This window comes from Haloferax mediterranei ATCC 33500, assembly GCF_000306765.2.
Taxonomy (GTDB): Archaea; Halobacteriota; Halobacteria; order Halobacteriales; family Haloferacaceae; genus Haloferax; species Haloferax mediterranei.
On the sequence record NC_017941.2, the window covers coordinates 585,562 to 608,875 of the forward strand.

The 23,314-nt window shown below is 63.0% G+C and carries 26 protein-coding genes; 10 read left to right on the top strand and 16 right to left on the bottom strand.

What is annotated here, in order from left to right; all coding sequences use genetic code 11:
• The first annotated feature begins 93 nt into the window (after positions 1-93).
• Positions 94-2,007 (top strand): DUF2070 family protein, encoded by a 1,914-nt coding sequence (locus tag HFX_RS03000; protein ID WP_004057628.1) that lies wholly within the window; start codon positions 94-96, stop codon positions 2,005-2,007.
• Positions 2,008-2,106: 99 nt separating this feature from the next.
• On the opposite strand, the gene HFX_RS19580 is transcribed toward HFX_RS03000, so the two are convergent.
• The 7 genes from HFX_RS19580 to HFX_RS03030 all read right to left on the bottom strand — a co-directional run bounded on the left by HFX_RS19580 (position 2,107) and on the right by HFX_RS03030 (position 4,775).
• Positions 2,107-2,280 (bottom strand): HVO_0649 family zinc finger protein, encoded by a 174-nt coding sequence (locus HFX_RS19580; protein ID WP_004057627.1) that lies wholly within the window; start codon positions 2,278-2,280, stop codon positions 2,107-2,109.
• Positions 2,281-2,503: 223 nt separating this feature from the next.
• Positions 2,504-2,758, bottom strand: a complete 255-nt coding sequence (locus tag HFX_RS03005) for a DUF3194 domain-containing protein (RefSeq protein WP_004057625.1) — start codon at positions 2,756-2,758, stop codon at positions 2,504-2,506.
• Positions 2,759-3,133: a prefoldin subunit beta gene (locus HFX_RS03010; RefSeq protein ID WP_004057623.1), complete on the bottom strand. Its 375-nt coding sequence runs from the start codon at positions 3,131-3,133 to the stop codon at positions 2,759-2,761.
• Between the two features lie 90 nt (positions 3,134-3,223).
• Positions 3,224-3,493 carry a KEOPS complex subunit Pcc1 gene (locus HFX_RS03015; protein ID WP_004057621.1) on the bottom strand — a complete coding sequence of 90 codons (270 nt, stop codon included), beginning with the start codon at positions 3,491-3,493 and terminating at the stop codon, positions 3,224-3,226.
• A gap of 1 nt (position 3,494) precedes the next feature.
• Positions 3,495-3,629: a DNA-directed RNA polymerase subunit P gene (locus HFX_RS03020; RefSeq protein WP_004044283.1), complete on the bottom strand. Its 135-nt coding sequence runs from the start codon at positions 3,627-3,629 to the stop codon at positions 3,495-3,497.
• A gap of 33 nt (positions 3,630-3,662) precedes the next feature.
• A complete protein-coding gene (locus tag HFX_RS03025) occupies positions 3,663-3,932 on the bottom strand; it encodes an eL43 family ribosomal protein (RefSeq protein WP_004057619.1) in 270 nt (89 codons plus the stop codon).
• A gap of 117 nt (positions 3,933-4,049) precedes the next feature.
• Positions 4,050-4,775 carry a DUF2103 domain-containing protein gene (locus tag HFX_RS03030; RefSeq protein ID WP_004057616.1) on the bottom strand — a complete coding sequence of 242 codons (726 nt, stop codon included), beginning with the start codon at positions 4,773-4,775 and terminating at the stop codon, positions 4,050-4,052.
• Between the two features lie 144 nt (positions 4,776-4,919).
• Between HFX_RS03030 and HFX_RS03035 the strand changes: the two genes are divergently transcribed.
• Complete coding sequence (locus HFX_RS03035; RefSeq protein ID WP_004057615.1) at positions 4,920-5,723, top strand: hypothetical protein; 804 nt, start codon at positions 4,920-4,922, stop codon at positions 5,721-5,723.
• Between the two features lie 12 nt (positions 5,724-5,735).
• On the opposite strand, the gene truD is transcribed toward HFX_RS03035, so the two are convergent.
• A complete protein-coding gene (gene truD, locus HFX_RS03040; protein WP_004057613.1) occupies positions 5,736-7,094 on the bottom strand; it encodes a tRNA pseudouridine(13) synthase TruD in 1,359 nt (452 codons plus the stop codon).
• Positions 7,094-7,432, bottom strand: coding sequence for a peptidyl-tRNA hydrolase Pth2 (gene pth2 / locus HFX_RS03045; protein WP_004057611.1), 339 nt, complete (start codon positions 7,430-7,432; stop codon positions 7,094-7,096). Before pth2 ends, truD begins: the two co-directional genes overlap by 1 nt.
• 133 nt (positions 7,433-7,565) lie before the next feature.
• Here pth2 and HFX_RS03050 point away from each other — a divergent pair, with 133 nt between their 5' ends.
• The 4 genes from HFX_RS03050 (at position 7,566) to HFX_RS03065 (ending at position 10,717) form a co-directional block, all read left to right on the top strand.
• Entirely contained in the window at positions 7,566-8,306 is a 741-nt protein-coding gene (locus tag HFX_RS03050; protein WP_004057609.1) for a Yip1 family protein, read from the top strand.
• Between the two features lie 116 nt (positions 8,307-8,422).
• Positions 8,423-9,010: a dCTP deaminase gene (gene dcd / locus HFX_RS03055; protein ID WP_004057606.1), complete on the top strand. Its 588-nt coding sequence runs from the start codon at positions 8,423-8,425 to the stop codon at positions 9,008-9,010.
• The gene (locus HFX_RS03060) at positions 9,007-9,906 is read left to right on the top strand and encodes a thiamine-phosphate synthase family protein (RefSeq protein WP_004057604.1); all 900 of its coding nucleotides are present in this window, start codon (positions 9,007-9,009) and stop codon (positions 9,904-9,906) included. The genes dcd and HFX_RS03060 overlap by 4 nt, the downstream gene beginning before the upstream one ends.
• A 4-nt stretch (positions 9,907-9,910) precedes the next feature.
• Positions 9,911-10,717, top strand: coding sequence for a class I SAM-dependent methyltransferase (locus tag HFX_RS03065; protein WP_081831434.1), 807 nt, complete (start codon positions 9,911-9,913; stop codon positions 10,715-10,717).
• Between the two features lie 120 nt (positions 10,718-10,837).
• Here the strand turns inward: HFX_RS03065 and HFX_RS03070 are convergent, their stop codons facing one another.
• Positions 10,838-11,761, bottom strand: coding sequence for a sulfide-dependent adenosine diphosphate thiazole synthase (locus HFX_RS03070; protein WP_004057598.1), 924 nt, complete (start codon positions 11,759-11,761; stop codon positions 10,838-10,840).
• 209 nt (positions 11,762-11,970) lie between these two features.
• Here HFX_RS03070 and HFX_RS03075 point away from each other — a divergent pair, with 209 nt between their 5' ends.
• Positions 11,971-12,951, top strand: coding sequence for a glutathione S-transferase family protein (locus HFX_RS03075; RefSeq protein ID WP_004057595.1), 981 nt, complete (start codon positions 11,971-11,973; stop codon positions 12,949-12,951).
• Between the two features lie 93 nt (positions 12,952-13,044).
• Positions 13,045-14,118: a molybdopterin-dependent oxidoreductase gene (locus tag HFX_RS03080; RefSeq protein WP_004057593.1), complete on the top strand. Its 1,074-nt coding sequence runs from the start codon at positions 13,045-13,047 to the stop codon at positions 14,116-14,118.
• An 18-nt stretch (positions 14,119-14,136) separates the two neighbouring features.
• On the opposite strand, the gene HFX_RS03085 is transcribed toward HFX_RS03080, so the two are convergent.
• The 4 genes from HFX_RS03085 to aspS form a co-directional block, all read right to left on the bottom strand.
• Positions 14,137-14,886, bottom strand: coding sequence for a 4-phosphopantoate--beta-alanine ligase (locus HFX_RS03085; RefSeq protein WP_004057591.1), 750 nt, complete (start codon positions 14,884-14,886; stop codon positions 14,137-14,139).
• Between the two features lie 66 nt (positions 14,887-14,952).
• Positions 14,953-15,786: a pantoate kinase gene (locus HFX_RS03090; protein WP_004057589.1), complete on the bottom strand. Its 834-nt coding sequence runs from the start codon at positions 15,784-15,786 to the stop codon at positions 14,953-14,955.
• Between the two features lie 64 nt (positions 15,787-15,850).
• The gene (locus tag HFX_RS03095; protein WP_004057588.1) at positions 15,851-16,282 is read right to left on the bottom strand and encodes an SHOCT domain-containing protein; all 432 of its coding nucleotides are present in this window, start codon (positions 16,280-16,282) and stop codon (positions 15,851-15,853) included.
• 274 nt (positions 16,283-16,556) lie between these two features.
• Positions 16,557-17,861, bottom strand: coding sequence for an aspartate--tRNA(Asn) ligase (aspS, locus tag HFX_RS03100; RefSeq protein ID WP_004057587.1), 1,305 nt, complete (start codon positions 17,859-17,861; stop codon positions 16,557-16,559).
• A 199-nt stretch (positions 17,862-18,060) separates the two neighbouring features.
• On the opposite strand from aspS, the gene HFX_RS03105 reads away from it, so the two are divergent.
• Positions 18,061-18,795, top strand: a complete 735-nt coding sequence (locus tag HFX_RS03105) for a DUF4013 domain-containing protein (protein ID WP_004057586.1) — start codon at positions 18,061-18,063, stop codon at positions 18,793-18,795.
• Between the two features lie 115 nt (positions 18,796-18,910).
• On the opposite strand, the gene HFX_RS03110 is transcribed toward HFX_RS03105, so the two are convergent.
• The gene (locus HFX_RS03110; protein ID WP_004057585.1) at positions 18,911-19,636 is read right to left on the bottom strand and encodes a phosphoglycerol geranylgeranyltransferase; all 726 of its coding nucleotides are present in this window, start codon (positions 19,634-19,636) and stop codon (positions 18,911-18,913) included.
• Positions 19,637-19,741: 105 nt separating this feature from the next.
• Between HFX_RS03110 and HFX_RS03115 the strand changes: the two genes are divergently transcribed.
• Positions 19,742-20,746 carry a restriction endonuclease gene (locus HFX_RS03115; protein WP_004057584.1) on the top strand — a complete coding sequence of 335 codons (1,005 nt, stop codon included), beginning with the start codon at positions 19,742-19,744 and terminating at the stop codon, positions 20,744-20,746.
• Here HFX_RS03115 and HFX_RS03120 read toward each other — a convergent pair.
• A complete protein-coding gene (locus HFX_RS03120; protein WP_004057583.1) occupies positions 20,743-23,310 on the bottom strand; it encodes a DNA topoisomerase I in 2,568 nt (855 codons plus the stop codon). The two genes, HFX_RS03115 and HFX_RS03120, sit on opposite strands and share 4 nt — an antisense overlap.
• Positions 23,311-23,314: the final 4 nt, after the last annotated feature.

Sequence of the window (23,314 nt, forward strand, 5' to 3'; positions counted from 1 at the left end):
TCGCAACTCTGCAGCATTCTCGACGGTTCTTCATCGTCATCCCTTCGAAACAAGCCGAGACATTTACCGGCCTCCGTTTTGTCTGTTCGGAAAATGACCTCCACGCAGAGCGACCTCGCTGGGTTGTCGCGATTTATCTTTCGCGCACCCAACTGGTACACGAGTCTCGGGTTCGCCTTGCTCGTCGCCGCGATGGCCGGCATCGCGGCGTTCGACTCGGGCGACCTCGCCGGGTCGTGGCGGGGACTTTTTTTCCTCGGGCGAGACGCCTGGGAAGGCATCTTCTTCATCGGAATCCCAACCGTCGTTGCGGCATTCGGTACCACCGGTGTCGACCGACTCGTCGGCGGGAAATTAACTCGGAATCGCTCGTCGCTTCTCGCACTGGCCGGTGAGATTCTCATCGTGATTATCGTCACACTGGCGGCGATTATCTCGTATCTCACTGGTCTCGGACAGACGTTCGTCTTCGACGCGTTCGTCGTTGCTCTCGCGTCAGTGTTCGCGTTCCGTCTGCTTATCGTCATGGCCGTCTCTCGTTCGTCGCTTCTCATCGCGTCGGTTCCGGCGAGTATCCAGACGCTGACGTCCGCCGTCTTACTCTTCATCTACAGCGGGACGCTTCACTTCTATCAGGTTGGAGGGCCCATCGTCGATGCGTACTTGATGCCGTATCTCGCTCGCTCCGGCAGAGCGCCGCCCGAACTGTCTTTTATCGCCCTCAGCCACTTCCAACTCCTCGCTATCACCTGTGTCATCTACGCCTTCGGTGTCTTCGCCTTCCTCCGCGTCGTCGACCGCCCGTGGCGTCGCAGCCTCGGGGTTTCTGTCCTCGACTTCATCCGCGGATTCATCGGCCACATCGCCGAGGGAACGCGCGAACTGGAAGACTTCTTCGAGCAACTCGGGCAGGAGGCAATCGTCCCTATCACCGTCCTCTCGTTCCAGTGTGACGACGGGAGCGAGAAGGCCCGGTTCGTCCTTCCGATGATTCATCCCGGCCCGATGGGCGAAATCGGCGGCGGCAACTTCCCCGAACGGGTGGCCAGACGCGCCGAAGGACTCGCATTCCCGCCGCACGCCACCGCTGGTCACGATTTCAATCTCGTCACCGAGCGCGAAGTCGACGTGGTTCTCGACGCCGTCGACAGCGCCTACGAGAAAATCGAGTACAGTACCGACGTGACAGAAAGCGTCCGCGTCGAATCCGGCGACATGAAAATGCTCGGCCAGCGCTTCGGCGACGATGCGGTCCTCGTTTCGACGTACGCCCCGCAGTTCGCAGACGACGTCGAGTACGCGGTCGGTCTCTCGGCGTCTGCGGAGGCTCGAACCGAGGGACTTCGAAACGTCCTCCTCGTGGATGCACACAACTGCAACAACGGTTTGCAGGGGCCCGACCTCGGTCACGTCACGCCGGGGAGCAAGCGCTCGTTCGACATGATATCCGCCGCCGGACTCGCGGGTGAGAAACTCACCGACCTGTCACACGGGACGCTCTCTCTCGGCGTCGCGGCGGACGAAACCGAGTGGATACCGCGTGAGGGTATCGGCCCGCTGGGTATTCGCGTGGCGCTAATGCAGGTCAACGACCAGACGACCGCGTACGTCCTCATCGACGGGAACAATATGGAACCGGGGCTACGCGACCGCATCGTCGAAGCCATCACAACCGGGCCGGACGCCTCGGCCGACATCGCGGAAGTGATGACGACGGACACGCACATCGTCAACACCGTCAAGGCCGAAAATCAGGTCGGTGCGGTCATCGACCAAGACGAACTCCTCGCAACCATCGAACGACTCGTCGACGAGGCGGCCGCGGACAGCGAACCCGTGAGCGCGGGGATGGCAACTGAACGTGTCGAAGTAACCATCTTCGGGAACGACCGGACCGAAACGCTCGCCAGTCACGCCAACGTCGTCGTCTCGATGGGCGGTGCGCTGGCGCTCGCCGTCCTGCTCGCGTCGATGGCCGTCAGCCTGCTCGTGTTCTTCCTTACGTAGGTACCCCTCATCGTCACGTAAGAATTCACCCTCGTCGCACCACCTTTCAGCCAGCGTAGTCACTCACCGGGTAATGTTACAGGTCCGAAGACCGAGCTATCACTTCTTTAGCGAGAGTGTTCGCGTCTCGATTGCACCGCAACTCGGACAGACGTGTCGGTAGAGCACCCTCGAACCGGTCGTCTTGGCCGACCACTCGCCGTCGGTATCGACGTAGCCACACTCCGAGCACGTGCGGTCAGCATCGCTGTATCGTTCGCGGAGGCGGTCCAATGCGGTCGTTCCTCTCGGCGTCTTCCGTATTGGCATGGGGTACCATAGTGCATGGTCTGTTATAGTTATACCGGGCAGTTGCACGCTGTTCGTTCGTGTACATTGGTGTATTCGCATCAAACGAGAGTCCGGCGAATTCGCATCGAACTCGGGACTGGCGACGAGAGAAACACGCGTCGCTCACTGCGTCGGAAACGAGTGCGGGGGGTTCCCGCGAGAATCCCTACTCTTCGTCAGCGGCCGCGAACAGTTCGTCCACGGCTTCCTGCGCCGTCTTGGCCGCCTCTTCGGCGACTGCTTCGGCGTTTTCGGCATCGTCGGGTGCGTTAATGTACACGTCGACGTCGAGGACGCCGTCTTCGAACGTCACGGTGACATCGAAGTCCTTGACGCGGGACTGCTTGAACCGGGCGAAGATGAGGCCTTCAGCCGCCTCTGCGGCGGTCTCGACCACTTCTTCGTCCGTTGGCTGTGGCATTTATGCGCCGCCGGGGCCCATCGGACCGGCACCGCCCTGCAGCATCTGCTGCAGTTCTTCCTGAAGGCTCTCGAACTTCTCTTGGACGCGCGTCTCCTGCTTCGTCAGCTGCTCGACGCGGACTTCGAGGCTCTCGACCTTCTCTTCGAGGTCTTCCTGGGCCGATTCGTAGTCGGTCTCGATGAGGAGTTCGCCGACTTCGCGGTACATCTTCGAGTCATCGTCGACATCCTCGAGCGTGTCGAGTGCCGTCTTTGCCTCGTTGAGTGCCGACTCGGAGGACTGCTTCTGCTCAGAGACGTTCTGGGCGGTCTCCTGAAGGTTCTGCAGTTCTTCGAGCTTCTCCTGCGCTTCTGGCGGCAGACTTCCCTGCATACCCGAACTGACGGGCCGCCGGCCCTAAAACACCCGCGGTCTCCTACGCAGAAAAACGCGGCCCCTATGCGGAAAAACACTCGCGGTCTCCTACGCGGACTGCGAACGCGACTCACCGGCAGCCGCGACGGTCTCTGCGGTCTCGACGAGCCGAATCCAGGAGTTTACGCCTGCACGGAGGGCAACGAGGTCGTCGGCCTCGACGGTGACGACGACGGTGTTGCCGTCGCGGTCGACGCTCGCACCTGAGCGGGCGTCGTCGATTTCGCCGACTTCGACGGCGACGCTGCGTTCGACAACACGTGCGCGCCGCTCGTCGGGGTAGTCAAATTCGAGAGAAGCGCTGTGCGCTGGGCGCACGCTACTCGACGGCGACTTCTTTCACGTTGGGGGACCGCTCCTTCAGCAGGACGCGGTGCCCACAGTACGGGCAACGAACGCCACCGAACTCGTCCAGTTCGACGTCGCGCTTGCACCGGGAACACTTGTAGCTCATTGTGAGATGTGAGGAATCGAGACTACTTGGAGATTATTCGTTCTCGCCGGTGAGCGCGGCGCGGATAGAACGACTGACTTGCTTTCCGGCCGGAGTCTCGGGGCGGTAGGTACCGCCGGTGAAGATTTCGCCGGTCTCTTCGTTCTTCCAGATGCCAGTTTCGACGCGGGTGACGTTATCGCCGTCAACCTTTGCATTGCGCATCTCTGCTTCGATTTCCTTGACGCGGCGGCGAGCGACGCGGCCGTACCGTGCGCCGAAGCGCCCGGCACTTCCGACGGATCGAGCCTTCTTTTCGGCCATAGTACCGCGAACTACCTCGCCGGTATGGATAAACCCTACGAGTCGTCTCGCCGCCGAGAATTGCTGTCAGTTTGCCATCGAAGTCGCGTTGGGTGCGTCCCACCACACTCCGCATCGTCACTCGTCTTGCAGTTCTTCTTCGCGGAGTGCTTCGTTCAGGTCGTCGCGGACGCGTTCGCCCGTCTCGCGGTTCATCGCCGTCGTGACGATGCGGTTTTCTTGGACGCTCGACCCGTCGCGGAGCAGTAGTCTGACGTTTCCGTTGTCGTCGGCGCGGGTGACCTTCGCACGGAGTCCCGTCCGCGACCCCTTCCCTCCGGCGTCGATGGGACCGGGAATGACCTTCTTGACGTGCGGGTGACCGGCAACCACACCAATCGCTCTGCGACCCGCTCGCCTGCCGATGAGCGTCGTGTGGCTCCCGCCGAGTTTCTCCGCGGGCGGGATGTCGACGACCTCTAATGTCCGTTCGCCGCGACTGTCGAGGACACTCTGGACTGGGTCGTCGTCGGAGACGCGGTAGAACTCGTAGTGGAGTTGCGCGCGAGTTTCCCGGAGGGGGGCTCGTTCACCGGCGGCGTAGACCGTCTCCGGGCGCTTCCGCCGAATTTCGTCGGCGACCAACCCGGCGAAGTTCCGCAGTTGGACGACCTTCGTCTCGTCGTCCGATTCGGGTATCGTCGTCACCGTCGTCTCGCCGACCACGTCGTCTTCGTCGAGAAATGTCAGCGTCGCGCGGTCGGCATCGAAGACGGCGACGACGACATCGCAGTTGGCGGTGTTGCAGGTGAGACAGTAGTCTCCGGGTTTCTCTAACGGATTACCACACCGCCGGCAGTGCATATTGACGTGTCGGGTATGCGCGTACAAAAGGTCGTTTATGCGCTCTGCTGTGGTTCCCCCTCCGAAAGGCGGTTCTCTCACCGCGATACGACGCTCTCCCTGTGGCGAAAACTATTGGTTCCCGTGTCCGAGAGTCCTGCGTACATGCGCCGCCGCGCCCTTCTCGCGTCTCTCTCTCCACTCGCACTCGCCGGTCTCGTCGGCTTAGTCGCGCTCGCACTCGACCCGGAAACGACAATCCGACTCGCGAACCAGTTGCTTCAGTCGGCGCTCGACACCGGCCGTGCTATCGCATCCTATCTTCGCCGGGCAGCCCCCATCTCGACGGCCTTCTTCGCCGTTCTTGCATGGATTGCCGCCGGAAGCTTCCGTGCCTTCTTCGTCCACAACAACCCCGCGGATACCCGAACGACTGCCGAACTCGCTTTTGCGCTCGTCGCCTCAGCGGGAATCCCACTCGTTGCGGTCTTCGCCCGCGACAAGCCCGTTGTCGTCGCCGGAACGGGTGTTGTCTTTCTCGCCGCTGCAGGGGCCGTCTTCGCCGGACGCTCGAAGACCGAGGGCATCGTCGCTGGCTCGCTGTACGCGATGGCACCCATTGCGCTCGGCGCGGGCGTGGCATACCTTTTCTCCGGACCGGCGGTCGCTCGAACTGCGACGCTGGCGCTCCCGCTCGCGGTCGGCTACGCACTCGGTGTCGCGAGCGCCCACGGTCGATTGCGACTCGGCTCGGCCGTCGCGACGCTCGCATTCGCCGTTCCCGCGTGGTCGTACTTCCCGCCGGCCGCCGAGGCGGCAGGATTCGAATTGGGGACGGTCGCGCTCGCAGTCGGATTCGCCGTCGTCGCGGCGCTCCTCTCGCTTCCGTTCGCGGCTATCGGCCATGCGACGACCCGTGCGAGCGAATTGAGACGGCGGGCGGAGACGGAAACGAACGCCGGAAAATAACGAACTGGCGCCTTAGAGGTCCAGCGGGCCAGCCTTTAGATACTCGCGCATCACGGCGGTCGCGTACGACCCGTGCGGGAGCGCGAAGTCGAACACGACGCCGTCGTCTTCGTCACCCTCGTCGATTCCGAGGTCAGTGCGGACGAGAATCGCTCGCCGCGTCCCGGTCGACTGGAAGTTTCCGGGGAGGTCGAAATCCCCCGGTTCGAGGTCCAGATCGTCGAGGACGGCCCGTTCGATGTCTCCCTGTTCTCCCTCGGCGAGTTCCGTCTCGGTGCCGACGAGTGGTGCGGTGACGAAGGCGCGGCCGCGCTCGATGTGACGGGCCATCACGTCGACTCGGCGGCCGGTCGCCGACTGGAGACGGCTCACGTCGGGGAGTTCCAGACCGTCGGGTGCGTCGCGGTCGGCGAAACAGACCACGTCGCCCTCGACGGGTTCGTCGAACGGGAGACCGCGGTCGAGGCGCTCGGAGAGCATTCGGTTGAACGCGTAGGACTGCGCGGCGTTGACGAAGAGTCGCTGGAGATTCGAGGGAACTGATTCGAGCGCATTGCGCCAGTCTGCGTCGGTCTCCGCACCGTCTTCGGCGAGGCGGTGGAGCATCCCACGCTCGTAGCCGAGGTAGCCCGGAATCCGGTCGAGTGCACGGTGCCAGTCGGGGTCGGCGGATTCGGCTTCCTCGTTGACGACTGCGCGGCCCTCCTGTGTCTCTTCGGGTTCGTCCTCTGTCGGGCCGCCGCAGTACGCGAGGACCGCCTCGCGCCACTCGCCGCGGATGACGTGAAGACCGACTGTGTGCGTGATGGGTCGGATGCTGCCGAAGCGCTGGTGGCCGAAGAAGTTGGGGACGCCGACCACGTCGTCTCGGCCGCTGAACTCGCGGAGCGAGTCGGTGATGGCCGCGGTGTTTTCCGGTCTTTCTGGGTCGCGGACACGGATACGGAAGCCGTTGCCCGCGAGGTCGCCGAAGTCGAGGGTTCGACCGAGTCGACCGACGACTTCGATGTCGGCGTTCGGAATCTCGGGGACGTTATCGGCGTCACCGCCGTGGACCGTGAACAACTGGGTCGTCACGGCGTGTTTGTCCTTCGTTCCGGCCCACGAGACGCGCTCTCTGCTCACGCCGAGTTCGTCGGAGAGACGACCGGCGAAGTCGTTCGTGTCCCACCCGCGAAGGGTGGCGCGGACGACGAGGTTGGGGAAGTCTCCCGTCGGCGCGTCCGGCGGGCGGATGTTCAGCGAGTCGAGTTCGAGTTCGCGGACGCGGAAGTCCTCGGGTTTGACCCGGAGGACGCCGCCGACGCCGTCCGCATCGCTCACGTAGTGGTCGATGCCGACGGCGCGTTCGAGCGAGTGTGCTTCGCGCATCAGTAGAGAGATAAGTCGCCGGTCACGCGGTCGACGAGGTCGTCTTCGGCGGGGCCGACAGCGAGCGCCGTCACCGTACCGGGTTCGAGTTGGGTGTGTCCTGCGTCGCGGATGACCGCGTGCGGGATGCCCTCGTGTTCGGCTTTCGAGGCGAGTTCGAACAGCGCGGACTCGCCGTTGGCCTTGAGCACGACCTTCTTCTGTCCTTCGCCCTTCCAGCGCTTTCGGGTCTGCGAGTCGGTGTCCTCGTAGGCGGACAGCGAGGCGTGGGCGACCTGCGCGGCAAGCTTTCCTCGGCCCATGCCGAGGTCGGCGCGTGCGACGATGGCCTGTTTCATGCCGCCTACTCCCCGCCGACGCGGTAAATGTCCTCCCATCGCGGGCGTCGAGGATGCACCGTTCGCTGTCATCGGGAACTCACTCCTGTCGAGGAGACAAAACCTTTGTCTGACATCTCCGTTGGTTCGACTGATGTCCGGTCCCCGAACACCCCTCCTCAAGCCACGCAAATACTTCGAATCGAAAACGCCACCACTCGATTTCGGTCGCGCGCTCGTCGCCGTCGCGGTCGTGACGGTCGTCATTACCGCTGGTGTCGGCGGCATCCTCTGGACGTTCACGCAACAACTCGACCAGCAGGTCTCGGTCGATAATCCGGAGCACTACCCCGAGCACGCGTGTGAACAGTACGAACCGGGCGGTGCGTTCGACGACATGGAAGCGCCGTCGGGTTGTGACCCATCTGTCCCTGAGACGCTCGACAAACGCCTCGGCGACCTCATCTGGCAAGAATACTCGTGGATTCCGCTCGCGATGCTGGTCTTCGTGCCATTAGTGTGGCTGTTCGAGGGCAGTCTCCTCCATCTCGGAAGTTGGCTTGTCGGCGGAGACGGCCGCTTCACCGATAGCCTCGTTGTCTCGGGGTGGGGGATGGTTCCGATGGTGTTTCGTGTCCTCACGGTCGGGACGTTTGTTGTCTACCAACTCAAGCAGGTGTCGATACCGTCGAACCCCGAAGGCGCGTTGAATGCAATGCAAGCATCCTTCTCAGGTCTTGGTCTCGTCAGCACCGTCGCTATGCTCGTGGTCGTCGCGTGGGGGACGTATATTCGAACGTACGGTCTCGCCCGCGCCCGCGATATCGACATCGGTTCCGCAGCCAGCGTCACTGTTGGCTTGAGTCTCATCGGCCTGCTGCTCGAACTCATCTAACAGCCTGCTGTCTAAACCGCACAGGGTGTCAACTCAACGACCCGTATTGCCCGTGGACGCCCGCATCCGTCGTTCGAGAAGATGGATTTACCTTCCCCGTCGCGCTCTGTTCGAACATGATACTCTCGGACGCCGATATCCTCTCGCGCCTCAAGGAGGGTGACCTCGTAGTTGACCCAATCGACGACATCGACATGCAGGTCCAACCTGCGAGCGTCGACCTCCGACTGGGCACGGAGTTTCTGGAGTTCCAGCGCACGAACATCTCCTGTATCCACCCGAACCGCGAGCACGAAGTGAGCGAATACGTCCGCGAGACGCACGTCGACGAGGGTGACGATTTCATTCTCCATCCGGGCGACTTCGTTCTCGGGACGACCAAAGAACGCGTGGAGATTCCGCCGGACCTGCTTGCGACCGTCGAAGGTCGCTCGTCGCTCGGCAGGCTCGCCGTGGTCATCCACGCCACGGCGGGCATCGTCGACCCCGGATACGAGGGACAGATTACGCTCGAACTCTCGAACCTCGGGTCCGCACCCGTTGCGCTCACTCCCGGTATGCGCATCTCGCAACTCGTATTTACGGAGATGAAGTCGCCGGCGGCGCGACCCTACGGGAGCGAGCGCGGGTCGAAATATCAGGGTCAAAGCGGGCCGCAGGCCTCGCGCATCGGGTCGGACCCCGAGTTCGGTGGCGACGAATGAAATTCATCGAGGAAATCGTCGTCGACGCGTTCCTCCCGACGTTCCGTGCGCTCCTCGCGGAAGACCTGCGCGACCGCGGATTCACCCAGTCCGAGGTCGCTGAAGCGCTCGGTATCAGCCAGAGCGCCGTCTCGAAGTACGCCCATGGCGAGGTCAGCACGAACGAGCGCGTCGCCACCGACGCCCGCGTGGTCGACCTCGTCTCTCGCATCGGCGACGGGCTTTCGACGGGCGACATGACGCCCGTGCAGGCGCTGGTCGAGGCGGAAGTCCTCATCCGACAACTCGAAGAGGGCGACCTCCTGTCCGACCTTCACGAAGAGGAGATGCCGGAACTGGCCTCGTACGACGGCTTTCGCAGTATTCACGACCCTAGCGGCCGACTGCGAACCGTCGAGCAGGTCCGCTCTTCGGTCCGCCGCGGTCTCCGAATGCTCACGAACACGTCCGGATTTGCGGGTCTCATCCCAAACGTCGGGTCGAATCTCGTGGAATCGCTCCCTGACGCCGACAGCATCGACGACATCGCCGCGATTCCCGGCCGAATCTTCGACGTGAAAGGGCAGGCGACCGTTCCCGGCGAACCCGAATTCGGCGTCAGCGAACACGTTGCGGGCGTCCTCCTATCTGCCCGCGACGCCGGTGCCGACGTGAACGCCGCGCTCAACATCGTCTACGACGCGGGCGTCATCGACGACCTCGAAGACGCGGGGTACGAGTGCATCGAGTTCAACCCTGACGCCCCGACCGACCCGGTGCGTGAAGTCCTCGACGGCCGCGACCTCCCGGAGACGTTCATCATCTACCAGAGCGGCGGCTACGGTATCGAACCCATCACGTACATCCTCGGCCCGGACGCGCCGACGGTCGCCAACGTGGTTCGCGTCTTGCTCTAACCAGATGGCTCTCCCTTCGTCGGTCGAACAGTACTGGTCCAAGCTCCGACCCCAGTCACGGTCTCAGTCTCAGTCTCGGTCCCAGCCCCAGTCACGGTCTCAGTCTCAGTCTCGGTCCCAGCCCCAGTCACGGTCTCAGTCTCAGTCTCCGGCAACTATCTCGCAGTCGTTCTACACTCGCTGGGCACGCCTCTACGACACACTCGCCCGCCGAGCGCCGGGTTCCGGAACCGTCAGGTCCGAGGCGGCGGATGCGCTCGCCCTCTCTCCCGGCGACACAGTGGTCGAGATGGGCTGTGGGACGGGCGCGAACCTCTCGTACCTCGCGGAGCGAGTCGGCCCGGAGGGAACCGTCGTCGGCATCGACTTCTCACCCGGCGTTCTCGCCGTCGCCCGCGAGCGCGTCCGCGAGTACCCGAACGTTCGCCTCGTTCGCGCGGACGCGACCCGGCCCCCGATTCAGAAACACGCCCCGGACGCCGTTCTCGCAACCTTCGTTTCCGGGATGTTCTCCGACCCTGCCGCCGTGGTCTCGTCGTGGGCCGACCTCGTCGGTCCGGGCGGCCGACTCTGCTTGGTCGACCTCGCAGAAACCACGGTTTCGACGTGGCGAACCCTCAACCCGGTGTTTCGGACGCTCGTTCGGATGACTGCCCCGCCGGGAGCGCGGACGATGCGCGGGTCACCGACCGAGATGCTCAATGAGCGACTCGTTGCGGCCCATCGAGCGCTCGAATCACGGTGTCGCGTGACGCACCGGCGGACTCACGTCCTCGGGTTCGCTCGGATTCGAGCGGGCGTCGTTGCGTAGGCCAGTCGCTGACTCCCAACTACTTCTTCAAAAAGTGCTCATGCGTCTCCACTTCAGATACGGACCAGTTGAGTATCTTGGGTGTTCCCGGGAGGGAGACAACCCCGGGTTTGGACCGAGTTAGTCGTCGGCGGCCGCGGGACCGCTGATGTTCACTTCGGGTGCGTCGTGGCCGAGTTCGTCGAGGCACGCCTGCGCCGCTTGCTTGCCGGAAAGCAGCATGGCACCGAAGGTCGGGCCCATGCGCGGGAGGTGGTGCGCGGTGGCGACGGCCATGCCCGAGGCGACGACGCCGGGGTGGACGACGCCCGTCTGCTCGACGATGTTGTCTTCGCTCTCGGAGACCCACATCGAGTCGTGGCCGGGGGAGTCGTGGCCGGGTGCGCCGTACTCGCCGTCGCCGGTCTTGTCCATGCCCGTGTTGTGCGTCTTCGCGTGTTCGATACCGCTCACGTCGAGGACACCGCGCTCGGAGAGTTTCGAGAGGACGACGGCGTCGTGGCCCGTCGCGTCCAGCACGAGGTCGGATTCGACGGCAATCGGGTCGACACAGGTGAGTTCGCGCGGGAGGGCGTGGACCGGCGTCCAGTTCATGACGATGCCGCCGACGCGGTCGTCTTCGCGGAGGACGACGTCGGTGAACTCCGTCATGTTCTGGATTTCGGCACCGGCGTCGCAGGCGGCCTTGATGAGCGCGGAACAGGCGTGCGGGCCGTCCGCGACGTAGAGTCCGTCGGCCTCGTCGCTTTCTTCGTACGGAACGTCGAGTTCGTCGAGGACTTCGTTAGCGGGACCGCGGACGGTAATCTTGTTCATCAGGAACCCACCGAGCCAGAAGCCACCGCCGAGGTAGTTGTTCTTCTCGACGATGGTTACGTCGACACCGCGTTCCGCCAGTTCCTTCGCTGCGACGAGTCCGGAGGGTCCGCCGCCGACGATGATAACGTCGGTGTCCGTCCGCTCGCGGAACTCCTCCATCCACGAGTCGGAGATTGCGCGCGTGACCTGTGCTTCTGTCGCGTCGGTGAATCCGTCGAACGACATACTACTTAGTGATACCACCAAGTAGTAAAATCTACTGATGGGCGACTTCTGACGGGACAGAGACAACAAAATTACAGTTATCGGTCTTCAGCAGCTGACTGAAACCGACCGAATCCGACTCGCAACCCGGTTACATCGATGTCTCCTTCCCACTTTTGTCGCTCTCGACCTAACGAACGGTCGATGCGAGCACCCCAGGTCGTGATAGCATGAACATGCTCTACGAAGGCGAGTGGCGAACCGGCGAGTTCGTCGCCAACAACGAAGACGGTGAGTTCGAGCGCCAGACGACGACGTTCCGAAACTGGGTCGGTGAGGACGAGCGGTTCCCCGTCGAAGCGGGGCGATACCATCTGTACATCTGCCGCGCCTGTCCGTGGGCACACCGGACCGCGATGACGCGCGCGCTGAAAGGACTCGAAGACGTGATTTCGCTCTCGCTCGTCGAACCGGTCCGCATCGACGACGGGTGGGAGTTCTCCGAAGACCTGCCGGACCCGCTCTACGGCAAGGAGTTCCTCCGCGATATCTACCTCCGTGCCGACGACGAGTTCACCGGGCGCGTTACCGTCCCCGTGCTGTGGGACAAAGAACGCGAGACCGTCGTCAACAACGAGTCCCGCGAGATTATGCGGATGCTCGACGAGGCGTTCGACCCACTCGCCGAGCACGACGTGGACCTCAACCCCGACGGCTACGAGGACGATGTGGACCGCCTCATCGACGAGATTTACGAACCCATCAACAACGGCGTCTACCGCGCCGGGTTCGCGACGACACAGGAGGCCTATGAGAACGCCGTCCACGAACTGTTCGACGCGCTCGACCACTGGGAATCAGTCCTCGACGACCAGCGATTCCTCGCGGGCGACGTGCTCACCGAAGCCGACATCGCGATGTTCGTAACGCTGGTCAGATTCGACCACGTCTACCACACCCACTTCAAGTGCAACAAGAAGGCCATCCACGAGTACGACAACCTCTGGAACTACACGAAGGAACTCTACCAGTTGCCGGGCGTCGAACAGACGGTCAACATGGACCACATCGTCCGCCACTACTTCGTCAGCCACGACGATATCAACCCGAAGCGCATCTACGGCGTCGGCCCGGACCTCGATTTCACCGCACCGCACGACCGCGACCGCTTGCCCGCCGAACTGCCATCGGCGCTCTCGGCTGACGACTGAGACCGTCGGTTCATCCGTCTCTTCCCCCTCACACGCTCTTTTCGATTACCCTCTCGCGACGAGTTCTTCCGCTTTGCCACGCTAGTCTTTCGCATGGCTGGGCGCACCCTCCGAGCACTCCGACGGGTCGAACCACCACCGCGGGCGGTCGACTGGTCCATCTTCGTGCTCGTGTTGTTCCAGACGCTTTCGGGCGTCGTGAGCCTCGGTGCTGGCCATCCTGCCAACAGTCTACTGTTCGTCGTCCACGGCGTCGCCGGTCTCTCGCTCGTCGTCCTCGTCGGATTCAAACTCTTCCGCGTCCGCCACCGCGTTCTCGACTCGCGACTCTACGACCGGCACACTGCCGTCTCCATCCTCCTCGCCGTCGTCGCACTCGCAGCATTGGGTACCGGCATCGCGTGGGTTCTCGGCATCAAAATCAGCGTCGGCTTCTGGACACTGCTCAACGTCCACATCGGATTCGGCCTGCTCGTCCTTCCGATTCTCATCATCCATCTTCGGTCGCGGTTCCACACGCCTCGCCGGGTCGACTTCGCTGGACGACGGCAAGCGCTCCAGTACGGGGCAATTCTCGTCTTCGGCGCGGCGGCGTACCGGGCGACAGAGACTGCCGGGGCGCTCCGTGGCGTCAGTCGTCGGTTCACCGGGTCTCGGCCGCTTCCGCCGGGCGACGGAAACGCGTCGTTTCCGGTTACGAGTTGGGTCGCCGACGACCCCGACCCACTCGACTCCGAGGCGTGGTCGCTCTCGGTAGCTGGCTTGGTCGAGCAACCACTCACGCTTGGCACCGCGGACCTCTCCCCAGACGAAACACAATCTGTCCTCCTCGATTGCACAAGCGGGTGGTACACGGAACAGGACTGGACCGGCGTCAGACTCGGCGACGTGCTCGCGAGCGCGGAGGTTCACTCGTCAGCACGGTGGGTCACGGTCCGGTCGGTCACTGGGTATCGGTGGTCGTTCCCCATCGAGGAAGCACGGGAGATGCTACTCGCAACGCACGTCGGTGGCGAACGACTCTCGCACGGCCACGGGGCACCGCTTCGACTCGTCGCGCCGAACCGCCGCGGGTTCCAGTGGGTCAAGTGGATTGACGCAATCGAGGTCCGTCGGCGACGTGACCCAGCGCAGTGGCTCGCGGTGCTGATTAGCGGATTTAATTGAGTTGGTGTCGCCCGGCGCTCACTCGTCGCCGCCGGACCGAATCGCCTGCTCAGCGGCGTCAAGGGCCTCGTCGGCGTCGAAGTCGCCGACGATAGCTTCCAGTTCTTCCCGCGTGGCGTCCTGTAGCTCGCGCACATGTTCGGTCATATTCGGGACCGCACGGATGATGTTGTCCACGATGGGAACGCTGGCGACCTGTGCGGAGCGCGACATCGGATTGAGGTCGACGACGATTTCCACCTTCTCCATCTCACCGAGCGCCTCCGCGCGGTCGCCGTCTTCGAGCGGGACGACGACCACGTCGGCGCTGCCGATGCCGTCGGCGTCGACTTTCGCTCGCTCGTGGTTGATGCCCGGAATCCGACCGTCGGCGGTGAGTCCCTTCACCTCGTCGGCACCGTGCTCGCGGAGGTGGTCGACGATAGCCTGCATGCGCTCGTCGGTGCGGTTGAACAGGTTCACCTCGATGTCGGCGTCGGCCGCATTTGCGAGTTCGACGGTTTCCTCGGGGCAGAGCGCCGCGACATTCCCGTTGACGGAGATAACCGGGTGCTCGGCGAGAAGGAGATGCGCCGCGGCGGCCCGTGCCGCCTCGTCCGCGCTCGGAATCGTCTGTTCGCCGAGGAGGTAGTCGAATGCCTCGCCGCGGCCCTGTGCGATGAGTCCCTGCCTGCTCGTGATACCCTTCTCGACGCCCGCTTCGATGCGGTGTCTGGTGAGAAGCGACTGGTATCGCGGGTGACTCTCGGGAATCTCGATGTCGCTCATGCGTGTGGTGTCGTCACCGCTGAACTAACACGTTTTCTCATCGCCGACGAGGGACCAGCCGAAACACTACTCACGCTGTAACGTCGCCCCAGCAGCGTGTACGCGGCAGCTTTCGGGGTCGTATCCGGCGTCCGAAAGCCCGGTTCCGACGGCAAACACCGTCTCGCCGAGCATCGCCATCGACCCGTCGCCGCCGCCATCCCGAACGTCTTCGAGTGCCGCCTCGACTCGCTCCGTGAGCAGGTCGGCATCGCGGGCGAACTGTCTCGACTCGGCGACGAACCGCTCCAGCGTCGGCTCGGTACGGAGTTCACCAAGTGCCGCTTCCCCGGCGGCGGTGAGCGTCGTCGTATCGCCGGAAAGAATTTCGGCGGTCGACAGCCCGCCGAACGCGACGTACTCCACGCGCGGGCGAGCGGGAATTCCGTCCATCCGACCGTAGGCTGGCGCGCCGGGTTCGACCCGGATGGGCATCCCACCGCGCGCCTGCGCCACCACGTCGCCGAGTCCCGTCCCCGCCCGAACCTCTGCCTCGTGGGCGACCGTGACGAGTTCGTTTTCCGACCGGGCACAGCCGAAGACCGAGTTGGCCGCGAGAGCCGTTCCGAGTGCCATCGCACCGGAGACGCCGAACCCGGCACCGAGCGGGAGTTCGCTCTCGGCTCTGACGGTGGCGCTCACACCGAGTCGCTGCAGTACATCCGCGACGGGCGGCATTTCGACTACCTCGCCGTCGAGGCAGACGACAGATTCGGCTGCCGGTTCGACGGTTACGGTAACGCCGTGCGAGAGCGTCAGTCCTGCGCCGCGAGACCCCGCGACTGCCGGGTCGTCGTCGGGATGGGCGCTGAAGAAGCCCGTGATGTGGCCGGGGACGAAAGCCGTCGCGTCGTCGCTCATCGGTTTTTCTACGATGCGGGTCGGTTAACGGTGTTGCGTTTCGTTGCCCGACGAGCCACTACCTTCACGTCTGTTCGAACTCCGTCTCTGCGGTCGTTTCCGTCTCGTCTCGCTGCCGATTTTCGACTTGTTTTCGAGCGTCTGAAACCGTCTCGGTCTCTAACAGGCGTTCGACTTTCGCCTCGAACTCGGCTTCGGTTAGCTCACCTTCCGCGTACCGCTGACGAAGCGTCTCTAATGCGTCTTCGGTTTCGCTTGTCGCGGTCGCGTCGTCGCTATCGCGGGACTCGTAGAGCCGAGCGAGTGCTATCGCGGCGGGCAGGACACCCGCAAACCCCACTGGGAACGCTACCCAGAACCACGGGACACCAAGTGCGAGCAGTCCGAACCCGACGAGGAAGATGAACGCCATCACGACACCGGCGACCAACTGTTCGAGTGGGGAGTCCCCGTCGTCGTCGACATCGTCGTCGGTTCCCCCTTCCGGATGGCTCATCCTGCCCTCTCTCGATGGTGACGTTCGTGCATAGTGTGTCCACTCGTTGAGAGATAACGATTGTTTCGGAAAAATGAATGTTGGCGTCGTTTGTGGGGTAACCAGTGGGGCGTCGTCGCCTCCGGCGACAGACGCTGACGGTCTGACGAGACTCGCGTGCGCTCGTCTCGTTCGCTCACAACGCCTTCGTCAGGGACTCAGGCGTTGCCGGTCTCGCGGGAACTCACTCGCAACGCTTCGCGTTGCTCCCTGTTCCCGCTCGCCCGGAGCGTCTCTACGGAGAGAGACGCTGGCGGTCTCGCGGGAACAGCACAGCTTCCCGGATGTTCTCAAGCCCGAGCATCGTCATGATGAGACGCTCGCCGCCGAGACCGAAGCCTGCGTGCGGGGGCATGCCGTACTTGAACATCTTCGTGTAGTATTCGAACGCGTCGGGGTCGAGACCCTGCTGTTCGAAGCCTGCGACGAGGTGGTCGAAGCGGTGTTCACGCTGGCCACCGGAGACGAGTTCCATGTTCGGGTGCATCATGTCGAAGCCCGTCGAGAGGGTCTCGTCGTCGTCGTGGTCCTTGATGTAGAACGGTTTGATTTCGCTGGGCCAGTCGGTGATGAAGTAGTGCTCACCGACGTCCTCGCCGAGTGCCTTCTCGCCCTCGGTCGGCAGGTCGTCACCCCAGACGAGTTGCTCGTCGAGTTCGCCCGTGGCGTTGATGCGCTGGATGGCCTCTTCGTAGGTGAGACGCGGGAACTCGCCGGACGGCGCTTCGAACTCCTCGGCGAGGCCGAGTGCTTCGAGTTCGTCCTGGCAGTTCTCCTCGACTGCCTCGTAGGCGGCCTTGACGACGGCCTCACAGACGTCCATCGCTTCGGTGTGGTCGATGAAGGCCGACTCGAAGTCGATGGAGGTCGCCTCGTTGAGGTGCCGCGGCGTGTTGTGCTCTTCGGCGCGGAAGATCGGCCCGACTTCGAAGACGCGTTCGAGTCCGGAGCCGACCATCAGCTGCTTGAACAACTGTGGCGACTGGTTCATGAACGCTTCCTGTCCGAAGTAGGTGATGGGGAAGAGTTCAGTGCCGCCTTCGGTACCGGTGGCGACGATTTTCGGCGTGTTGATCTCGGTTGCGCGGAGGTTGCGGAACTCGTCGCGGACGGCGCGCTGGACTTCGGCGCGAATCTCGAAGATTGCCTTCACTTCGTCCTTGCGGAGGTCGAGCGTCCGGTTGTCGAGGCGCGTCGAAAGCTCGGCGTCGACCTTTCCGGAGGGGTCGAGGGGAAGCTGTGCCTCGGCCTCGGCGATAACGTCGAGGCTCTCAGGCGTGACTTCGACACCCGTCGGTGCGCGAGGCTCCTCTGCGACCTCGCCAGTCACGGAGATGACGCTCTCGCGGTGGACGCCAAGCCCCGTCTCGACGAGGTCGTCGTCCATCTCGTCTTTCTCGAATTTGACCTGAATCTTGCCGCTCGTGTCCCGGAGAATCAGGAACGCGATGCCGCCGAGGTCACGAACTTCGTGGACCCAGCCGGCGACGGTGACTGTGTCACCGGGTTCGGCGTCGGCCGTGTACGTTCGGTTTCGCATACGACGTGGTTCCGGACCGTACGTCTTAAACATCGTGTCTTTGCTCCGCGGAATCACGAAATTCCGTCACAGACACCCCGCGAACGACGGTAGTTGGTCGATTCCATTCGTGCCATCACATACCATATTCTCTGCCGAGAGGTAATCCGATGACTGGGCGGAGGTTTATGTACTAACACGGAACCACCTCGCCTCGAACATGGACGTTTCAGACTTCGAATCCGCCTTCGCACTCCCACTCACCGAGGAGACTTCGTTCGACACCTTCGTCGTCGGTATGCTCGTAACGCTCGCGTCGTTTGCCACGCCGCTCGCAGGGATTTTGCTCGTCGGTTACGTCGCCAAACTCGTCCGCGCTGGTGACTACGACGCCACTGCACTCCCCTCGTTCGACGATTTCCCCGGCATGGCGGTCGAAGGAATGCGTCTTTCGGCTGTTCTCGTCGCGCTTCAACTGCCAGCGGTCGGCATCGCGACCGCAGTTCTCTCGTCTTCGGGCCCGTCGCTCGCGGCGCTCGCCTACGTCTTTGACCCCCGGATGTTCCAGTACCTCGGACTCTCCGCGTTCGGCATTGTTGGACTCGTCGTCGCCGCAGTCGCCGCACTCGTCGGGACCTATCTCTCGGCGGCCGCGACGGTCGCCCTCGCCCGCGAGCAGTCTCTCGCCGCCGCGGTTCCCGTTACTCGCACCCTCGTGTTCGACATTTCGTTCGTCCCCGTCGTCTCTGCTGTCGCGCTCGTGGTCTTTAGCGGTCGGCTCCTGACCTTCCTTTTCGGGGCGTTCCCATTCGGTGGCGTCGTGCTCGCCAGCGTCGTCTCGTTTCTGCTACTCGTCGCGTCCGCGACGCTCCTCGGTCGGGGTGCACCTGAGACGCCGACGGAGAGCGGCGGCTGGCGTCCGGAAGTACAGACTGACACAGCAGGTTGGGAGTAGCGTTGCAGCGGAGTTACAGCGGGACGGCAGTAGCGTTGTAGTAGGGTCGCAGTAGAGAGAGATTGCGTCGCAGAAAGGACAGCGTAGTCAGAGAGAGAGACCGATTCGACCGTCGTTACTGCACGTCGGCGAGTTCCGCCGTCGCGTCTTTTGCACCTTCGACAGTCTCGCGGACTGCGTCGACACCGTTGTCGTGCAGGAGGTTTCCGACGACAACGACATCGGCGTTCTGGCCCATCTCGTACGCTGACTCGTAGTCGTGGATACCGCCGCCGTAGAACAGCGTCGCGTCGTCGAGGGCGTCGTGTGCTGCGCCGACTTTCTCGGGGTCGCCGTACGTCCCGGAGTACTCGATGTAGACGATTTCTTGGCCGAACATCTTCTCGGCCACGCGGGCGAACGACGCCACGTCCTCGGCCGACTGGTCGGTGTCCGCGTCGGTGTACTCGGCGACCGACGAGTCGGGGTTCAGCACGATGTACGCCTCGGTGTGGGTGCGGTCCCAGTCCAGTCCGTCCTCGATGCGGACCCACTCTTTGTGCGCGCCGGTAATCCAGAAGGAGTCGCTGGCGTTGAACACCGTCGGGATGAGGTAGCCGTCGAGGGCGGGGTCGTCGATGACGACGCCGGGGTTCGACGGTTCCTGATAGATTGGCACGTCGTATTTCGCGGTGGCCTCGACGACGCGCTCCATCTTCTCCTCGGTGATGTCGAGCGTCCCGCCGATTTCGAGGGCGTCGGTGCCCGTCTCACACACGTCTTCGAACGTTTCGCCGTCGACGAGGTCCTTGTCGGGGTCAATTTTGGTGATGTGGTCCCAGTCTTCCCACGGATAGCTCATTGGTCGGTCTATGCTTGAGGGGGCCTAAAAAGCGTGCGAAAGTTGTGGGGCGGTACCCAGTTTGGAGTGAATTTTAAATCGACTATCACCAAATATGCCGTTGAAATGGATGCTGTCGCTGCAACTGAGTACGTCGAAGACCAAGCGATGGCCCTCTCCGCGGAGGAGTTCGAGTTGCTTTGTGAGTCGGTGCTCACAGAGTCACTTCCTCCAGCGCGGTTTTCGGTGACCGCCTTCCGACAGGACGGTGGTATTGATATTGACGGGAGTGTCCAAAATTCGCTTCTCGATATCTCATTGGGCGTTCAGGTGAAACAGTATACTCCGACGAACACGGTTGGCTCGCCCGAAATACAGCGGTTTCAGGGCGCATTAGCTGACACCGGTTGTGATACTGGGACGGTTATCACGACGAGTTCGTTTACCGACCCCGCAACCGAAAGTGCTGCACGTGCTGGGATTCATCTGGTGAACGGCTCGGCATTATTCGAGTCGATGATAGAGTTACAGGTCGGTGTTCGTCGGGGGACTGAGCTGTTCGAACCTGACGACACGTTCTGGAAACTGTTCGGAAAGCCAGACGAGACCGGTCCGATTCCGTCAAAACGAATCCCTCTTGCGAACTCGTTCGATACACTTGACGCCGTCTTGGCTGCTATCCGCGACACTCGCGGTACGAAGGATGATATCGTCGCCACCGCTGACGTGTCTCCTCGCCACGCAGACCTATACGCAACCGCGGGGTGGATTCTCGGATTTGTTCATCAAGAGTGGCCCGATGATGAGAAACACAAGAAACGACGGTGGTCGCTCAACCGAACCGGTGCTCGGTACGTCGCATATCGAGTCGCGGGACTCAACGAAGAAGCCGAAAATCTCCTCCTTGACGCGATTCGGGATACAGAAATGATCTCCTGTCTCACCGGCACACTCCGTGAATCCGGATCGCTTCGGCATAGTTCCCTAATTCACCGTGTAGAGACTGAGTCAGAATTATCACATAGTAGCGCGGAGCGCCGGGCGAGTTCGCTCGGCGTCTGGCTCGCTCGATTACCGGAAGTGTCTGTCGAGAATGGCCGAGAGAAGACCTACTCTTGGCAGGAACCTTAGTCAGCCGCAGTCTGCCACTTCCGAACCGTATCCGCACCGACACCATCCACTCTCGAAGCCACGTCGTCCGGCTCGGCCGCTTTCAGCGTCTTCACGTCCTCGATACCGGCGTCTTTCAGTTTCTCGGCGGTCTTTGCGCCGATACCCTTGATGCTCTCTAAGTCGGACCCGCCCTCGCCGTTCTGCTGGGCCTGATACTCGCGGTAGTTACAGATGGGACAGCCGAGGTCCCACGGTTCGCGGTCGCCCTCGTAGGTGATTCGGAGTTCCGGCAGGTCGTGTTCCTCGCAGGATTCGTCCGTGACTTCGATGTCGCCGCGGCGGGGGAGCGGCAGCGAGTAATCGCAGTCGGGATAGCGGGTACAGCCGACGAGTCGGGAGCCGGAACGGAGGCGCTTGATAGCGAGTTCGCCGCCCGCTTCGGCGGTTTCACCGCCTTCGCCTTGCGACGCCTCCGACGTCGCACCCTCACCGCACTCGGGACACGACCCAATAATCAGGTCGTCTTCTTCGTCCGCTTCCTCGGCCTTGCAGAGCGGGCAGCCGTGGACGAACGTCTTGCGCCCGGCGAGCATCTTGATGTGATGGAGGTCGTGCTCTTCGCAGGCGTCCTCCATGATGAGCGGCTTGCCGGTCGAGGGGAGCGGGAGGGTGTAGGTACAGTCGGGATAGGAGTCACAGCCGATAAAGTACGACCCACGGCGGCTCTTGCGGACGACGAGGTCGCCGCCACAGTCGGGACAGGTGCCGACCGTCTTGTCGGCCTTCAGGGAGTCCTGAAGCTGTTTCCCGAGTTCCTCGCGGGACTCCATGAGGCCCTCGAACACGTCTCCGAGCATCTCTTTGGACTCCTCGGTGACGTCCTCCAGCGTGGCCTCGCCGCGGGCGATAGCCAGCATGTCGGATTCGAGTTGCGAGGTCATCTCCTCGCTGACGATGAGTTTCGCGAAGTCCTCCGAGGCCTCCACGACGGCCCGCGCGAGGCGGGTCGGACGCGGCGGGTCGCTCTCGATGTAGCCGCGGTCGTAGAGCTTCTGAATCACGTCGTGGCGGGTCGCTTTCGTCCCGATACCCATCTGTTCCATCGTCTCGATGAGTCGCGACTGCCCGTAGCGACGCGGCGGTTGGGTCTGCTTCGCGTCGAGATGCGTCTCGGAGAGCACGAGCGCCTCGCCCTCTTCAACGTCGGGGACGAACGATTCGGTGGAGTTGAAGTACGGGTAGACTTCGTGGTAGCCCGGTTCGAGGAGGCGCTTACCGTTGGCCTTGAGCGAGAGACCGGCGGCCTCGGCGACGACCCGGAGGTGTTCCCACACCGCGTTCTCGGCCACGGTGGCGAAGAAGCGCCGGACGACGAGTTCGTACACGTCCCACTCGTCTTCCGTGAGGTCGGAGGCGGACGGGAGTTCACCCGTCGGGTGAATCGGCGGGTGGTCGGTCGTCTCGTTGTCGCCTTCGGTCGGTTCGATTTCCTCCTGTTCGAGGAGGGACTTCGCGTCCTCTTTGAACCGACGGTCACCCTCGAACGCGCCGAGGAGTTCGCGGGGGTCGAGGTCGTCGGGGTAGACCGTGTTGTCGGTCCGCGGGTAGGTGATGTAGCCCGCCGTGTAGAGGTCTTCGGCGATGCTCATCGCCCGCTGGGCGGAGTAGCCGATAGACCCAGCGGCGCGGATGAATTGGGTGGTGTTGAACGGCGCGGGCGGCTTGTCGGTTCGAGTGCGGCGCTTGACGGCGGTGACTTCCGCGGCATCGACATCGAGGAGTGTCTCGTAGGCCGATTCGGCGGCCTCCTCGTCCCAGATGCGCTCGGCTTCGGTCCCGTCGTCGTCGAGGTAGAAGTACTGGGCTTCGAAGGACTCGGCGGCCCCGTCGGCGTCCTTCGTGAGTTTAGAGAACAGTTCCCAGTAGTCCTCGGGGTCGAACGCTTCGATTTCGCGCTCGCGGTCGACGATGAGTTTCAGCGTCGGTCCCTGCACGCGTCCGACCGAGATGAAGTCGTTGCCGAGTTGCCGGGCCGAAAGCGAGAGGAAGCGCGTAAGTGCGGCCCCCCAGACGAGGTCGATAATCTGTCGCGCCTCGCCGGCGGCGGCGAGGTCGAAGTCGAGGTCGTCCGGATTCTCGAACGCCTCTGTCACCTCGCGTTTCGTAATCGAGGAGAATCGAACTCGGTCGACGGGCACGTCCTCGTTCACGTCGCGGACGAGTTCGTACGCCTCCTTGCCGATGAGTTCACCCTCGCGGTCGTAGTCTGTGGCGATGGTGACGTTTCCGGCCTTGCGAGCGAGTCGTCGCAAGGCGGCGACGATGTTCTCCTGTGTCGGGTGTTTCTCGACGGGCGCACTGATGAGTTCGACTGGCTCGACGTCGCGCCAGTCGTTGTACTCCGGCGGGAAATCCACGCCGACGACGTGACCTGACAGACCGATACAGCGTTTCCCACCCCACTTGTAGACGTTGACGCCGTTCATTCGCTCTGCGGAGGCGGTCTCGCCGCTCAGGATGTCGGCGATACGCCTCGCGGCGTTGTCCTTCTCTGTGATGATGAGTTCCGGGCCGCGGCTCATTGAG

Coding starts and splice junctions, on each gene's coding strand:
- HFX_RS03000 (WP_004057628.1), top strand. CDS start 94: ATGACCTCCACGCAGAGCGACCTCGCTGGGTTGTCGCGATTTATCTTT.
- HFX_RS03005 (WP_004057625.1), bottom strand. CDS start 2,758: ATGCCACAGCCAACGGACGAAGAAGTGGTCGAGACCGCCGCAGAGGCG.
- HFX_RS03010 (WP_004057623.1), bottom strand. CDS start 3,133: ATGCAGGGAAGTCTGCCGCCAGAAGCGCAGGAGAAGCTCGAAGAACTG.
- HFX_RS03020 (WP_004044283.1), bottom strand. CDS start 3,629: ATGAGCTACAAGTGTTCCCGGTGCAAGCGCGACGTCGAACTGGACGAG.
- HFX_RS03025 (WP_004057619.1), bottom strand. CDS start 3,932: ATGGCCGAAAAGAAGGCTCGATCCGTCGGAAGTGCCGGGCGCTTCGGC.
- HFX_RS03030 (WP_004057616.1), bottom strand. CDS start 4,775: ATGCACTGCCGGCGGTGTGGTAATCCGTTAGAGAAACCCGGAGACTAC.
- HFX_RS03035 (WP_004057615.1), top strand. CDS start 4,920: ATGCGCCGCCGCGCCCTTCTCGCGTCTCTCTCTCCACTCGCACTCGCC.
- truD (WP_004057613.1), bottom strand. CDS start 7,094: ATGCGCGAAGCACACTCGCTCGAACGCGCCGTCGGCATCGACCACTAC.
- pth2 (WP_004057611.1), bottom strand. CDS start 7,432: ATGAAACAGGCCATCGTCGCACGCGCCGACCTCGGCATGGGCCGAGGA.
- HFX_RS03050 (WP_004057609.1), top strand. CDS start 7,566: ATGTCCGGTCCCCGAACACCCCTCCTCAAGCCACGCAAATACTTCGAA.
- dcd (WP_004057606.1), top strand. CDS start 8,423: ATGATACTCTCGGACGCCGATATCCTCTCGCGCCTCAAGGAGGGTGAC.
- HFX_RS03060 (WP_004057604.1), top strand. CDS start 9,007: ATGAAATTCATCGAGGAAATCGTCGTCGACGCGTTCCTCCCGACGTTC.
- HFX_RS03065 (WP_081831434.1), top strand. CDS start 9,911: ATGGCTCTCCCTTCGTCGGTCGAACAGTACTGGTCCAAGCTCCGACCC.
- HFX_RS03070 (WP_004057598.1), bottom strand. CDS start 11,761: ATGTCGTTCGACGGATTCACCGACGCGACAGAAGCACAGGTCACGCGC.
- HFX_RS03075 (WP_004057595.1), top strand. CDS start 11,971: ATGAACATGCTCTACGAAGGCGAGTGGCGAACCGGCGAGTTCGTCGCC.
- HFX_RS03080 (WP_004057593.1), top strand. CDS start 13,045: ATGGCTGGGCGCACCCTCCGAGCACTCCGACGGGTCGAACCACCACCG.
- HFX_RS03085 (WP_004057591.1), bottom strand. CDS start 14,886: ATGAGCGACATCGAGATTCCCGAGAGTCACCCGCGATACCAGTCGCTT.
- HFX_RS03090 (WP_004057589.1), bottom strand. CDS start 15,786: ATGAGCGACGACGCGACGGCTTTCGTCCCCGGCCACATCACGGGCTTC.
- HFX_RS03095 (WP_004057588.1), bottom strand. CDS start 16,282: ATGAGCCATCCGGAAGGGGGAACCGACGACGATGTCGACGACGACGGG.
- aspS (WP_004057587.1), bottom strand. CDS start 17,861: ATGCGAAACCGAACGTACACGGCCGACGCCGAACCCGGTGACACAGTC.
- HFX_RS03105 (WP_004057586.1), top strand. CDS start 18,061: ATGGACGTTTCAGACTTCGAATCCGCCTTCGCACTCCCACTCACCGAG.
- HFX_RS03110 (WP_004057585.1), bottom strand. CDS start 19,636: ATGAGCTATCCGTGGGAAGACTGGGACCACATCACCAAAATTGACCCC.
- HFX_RS03115 (WP_004057584.1), top strand. CDS start 19,742: ATGGATGCTGTCGCTGCAACTGAGTACGTCGAAGACCAAGCGATGGCC.
- HFX_RS03120 (WP_004057583.1), bottom strand. CDS start 23,310: ATGAGCCGCGGCCCGGAACTCATCATCACAGAGAAGGACAACGCCGCG.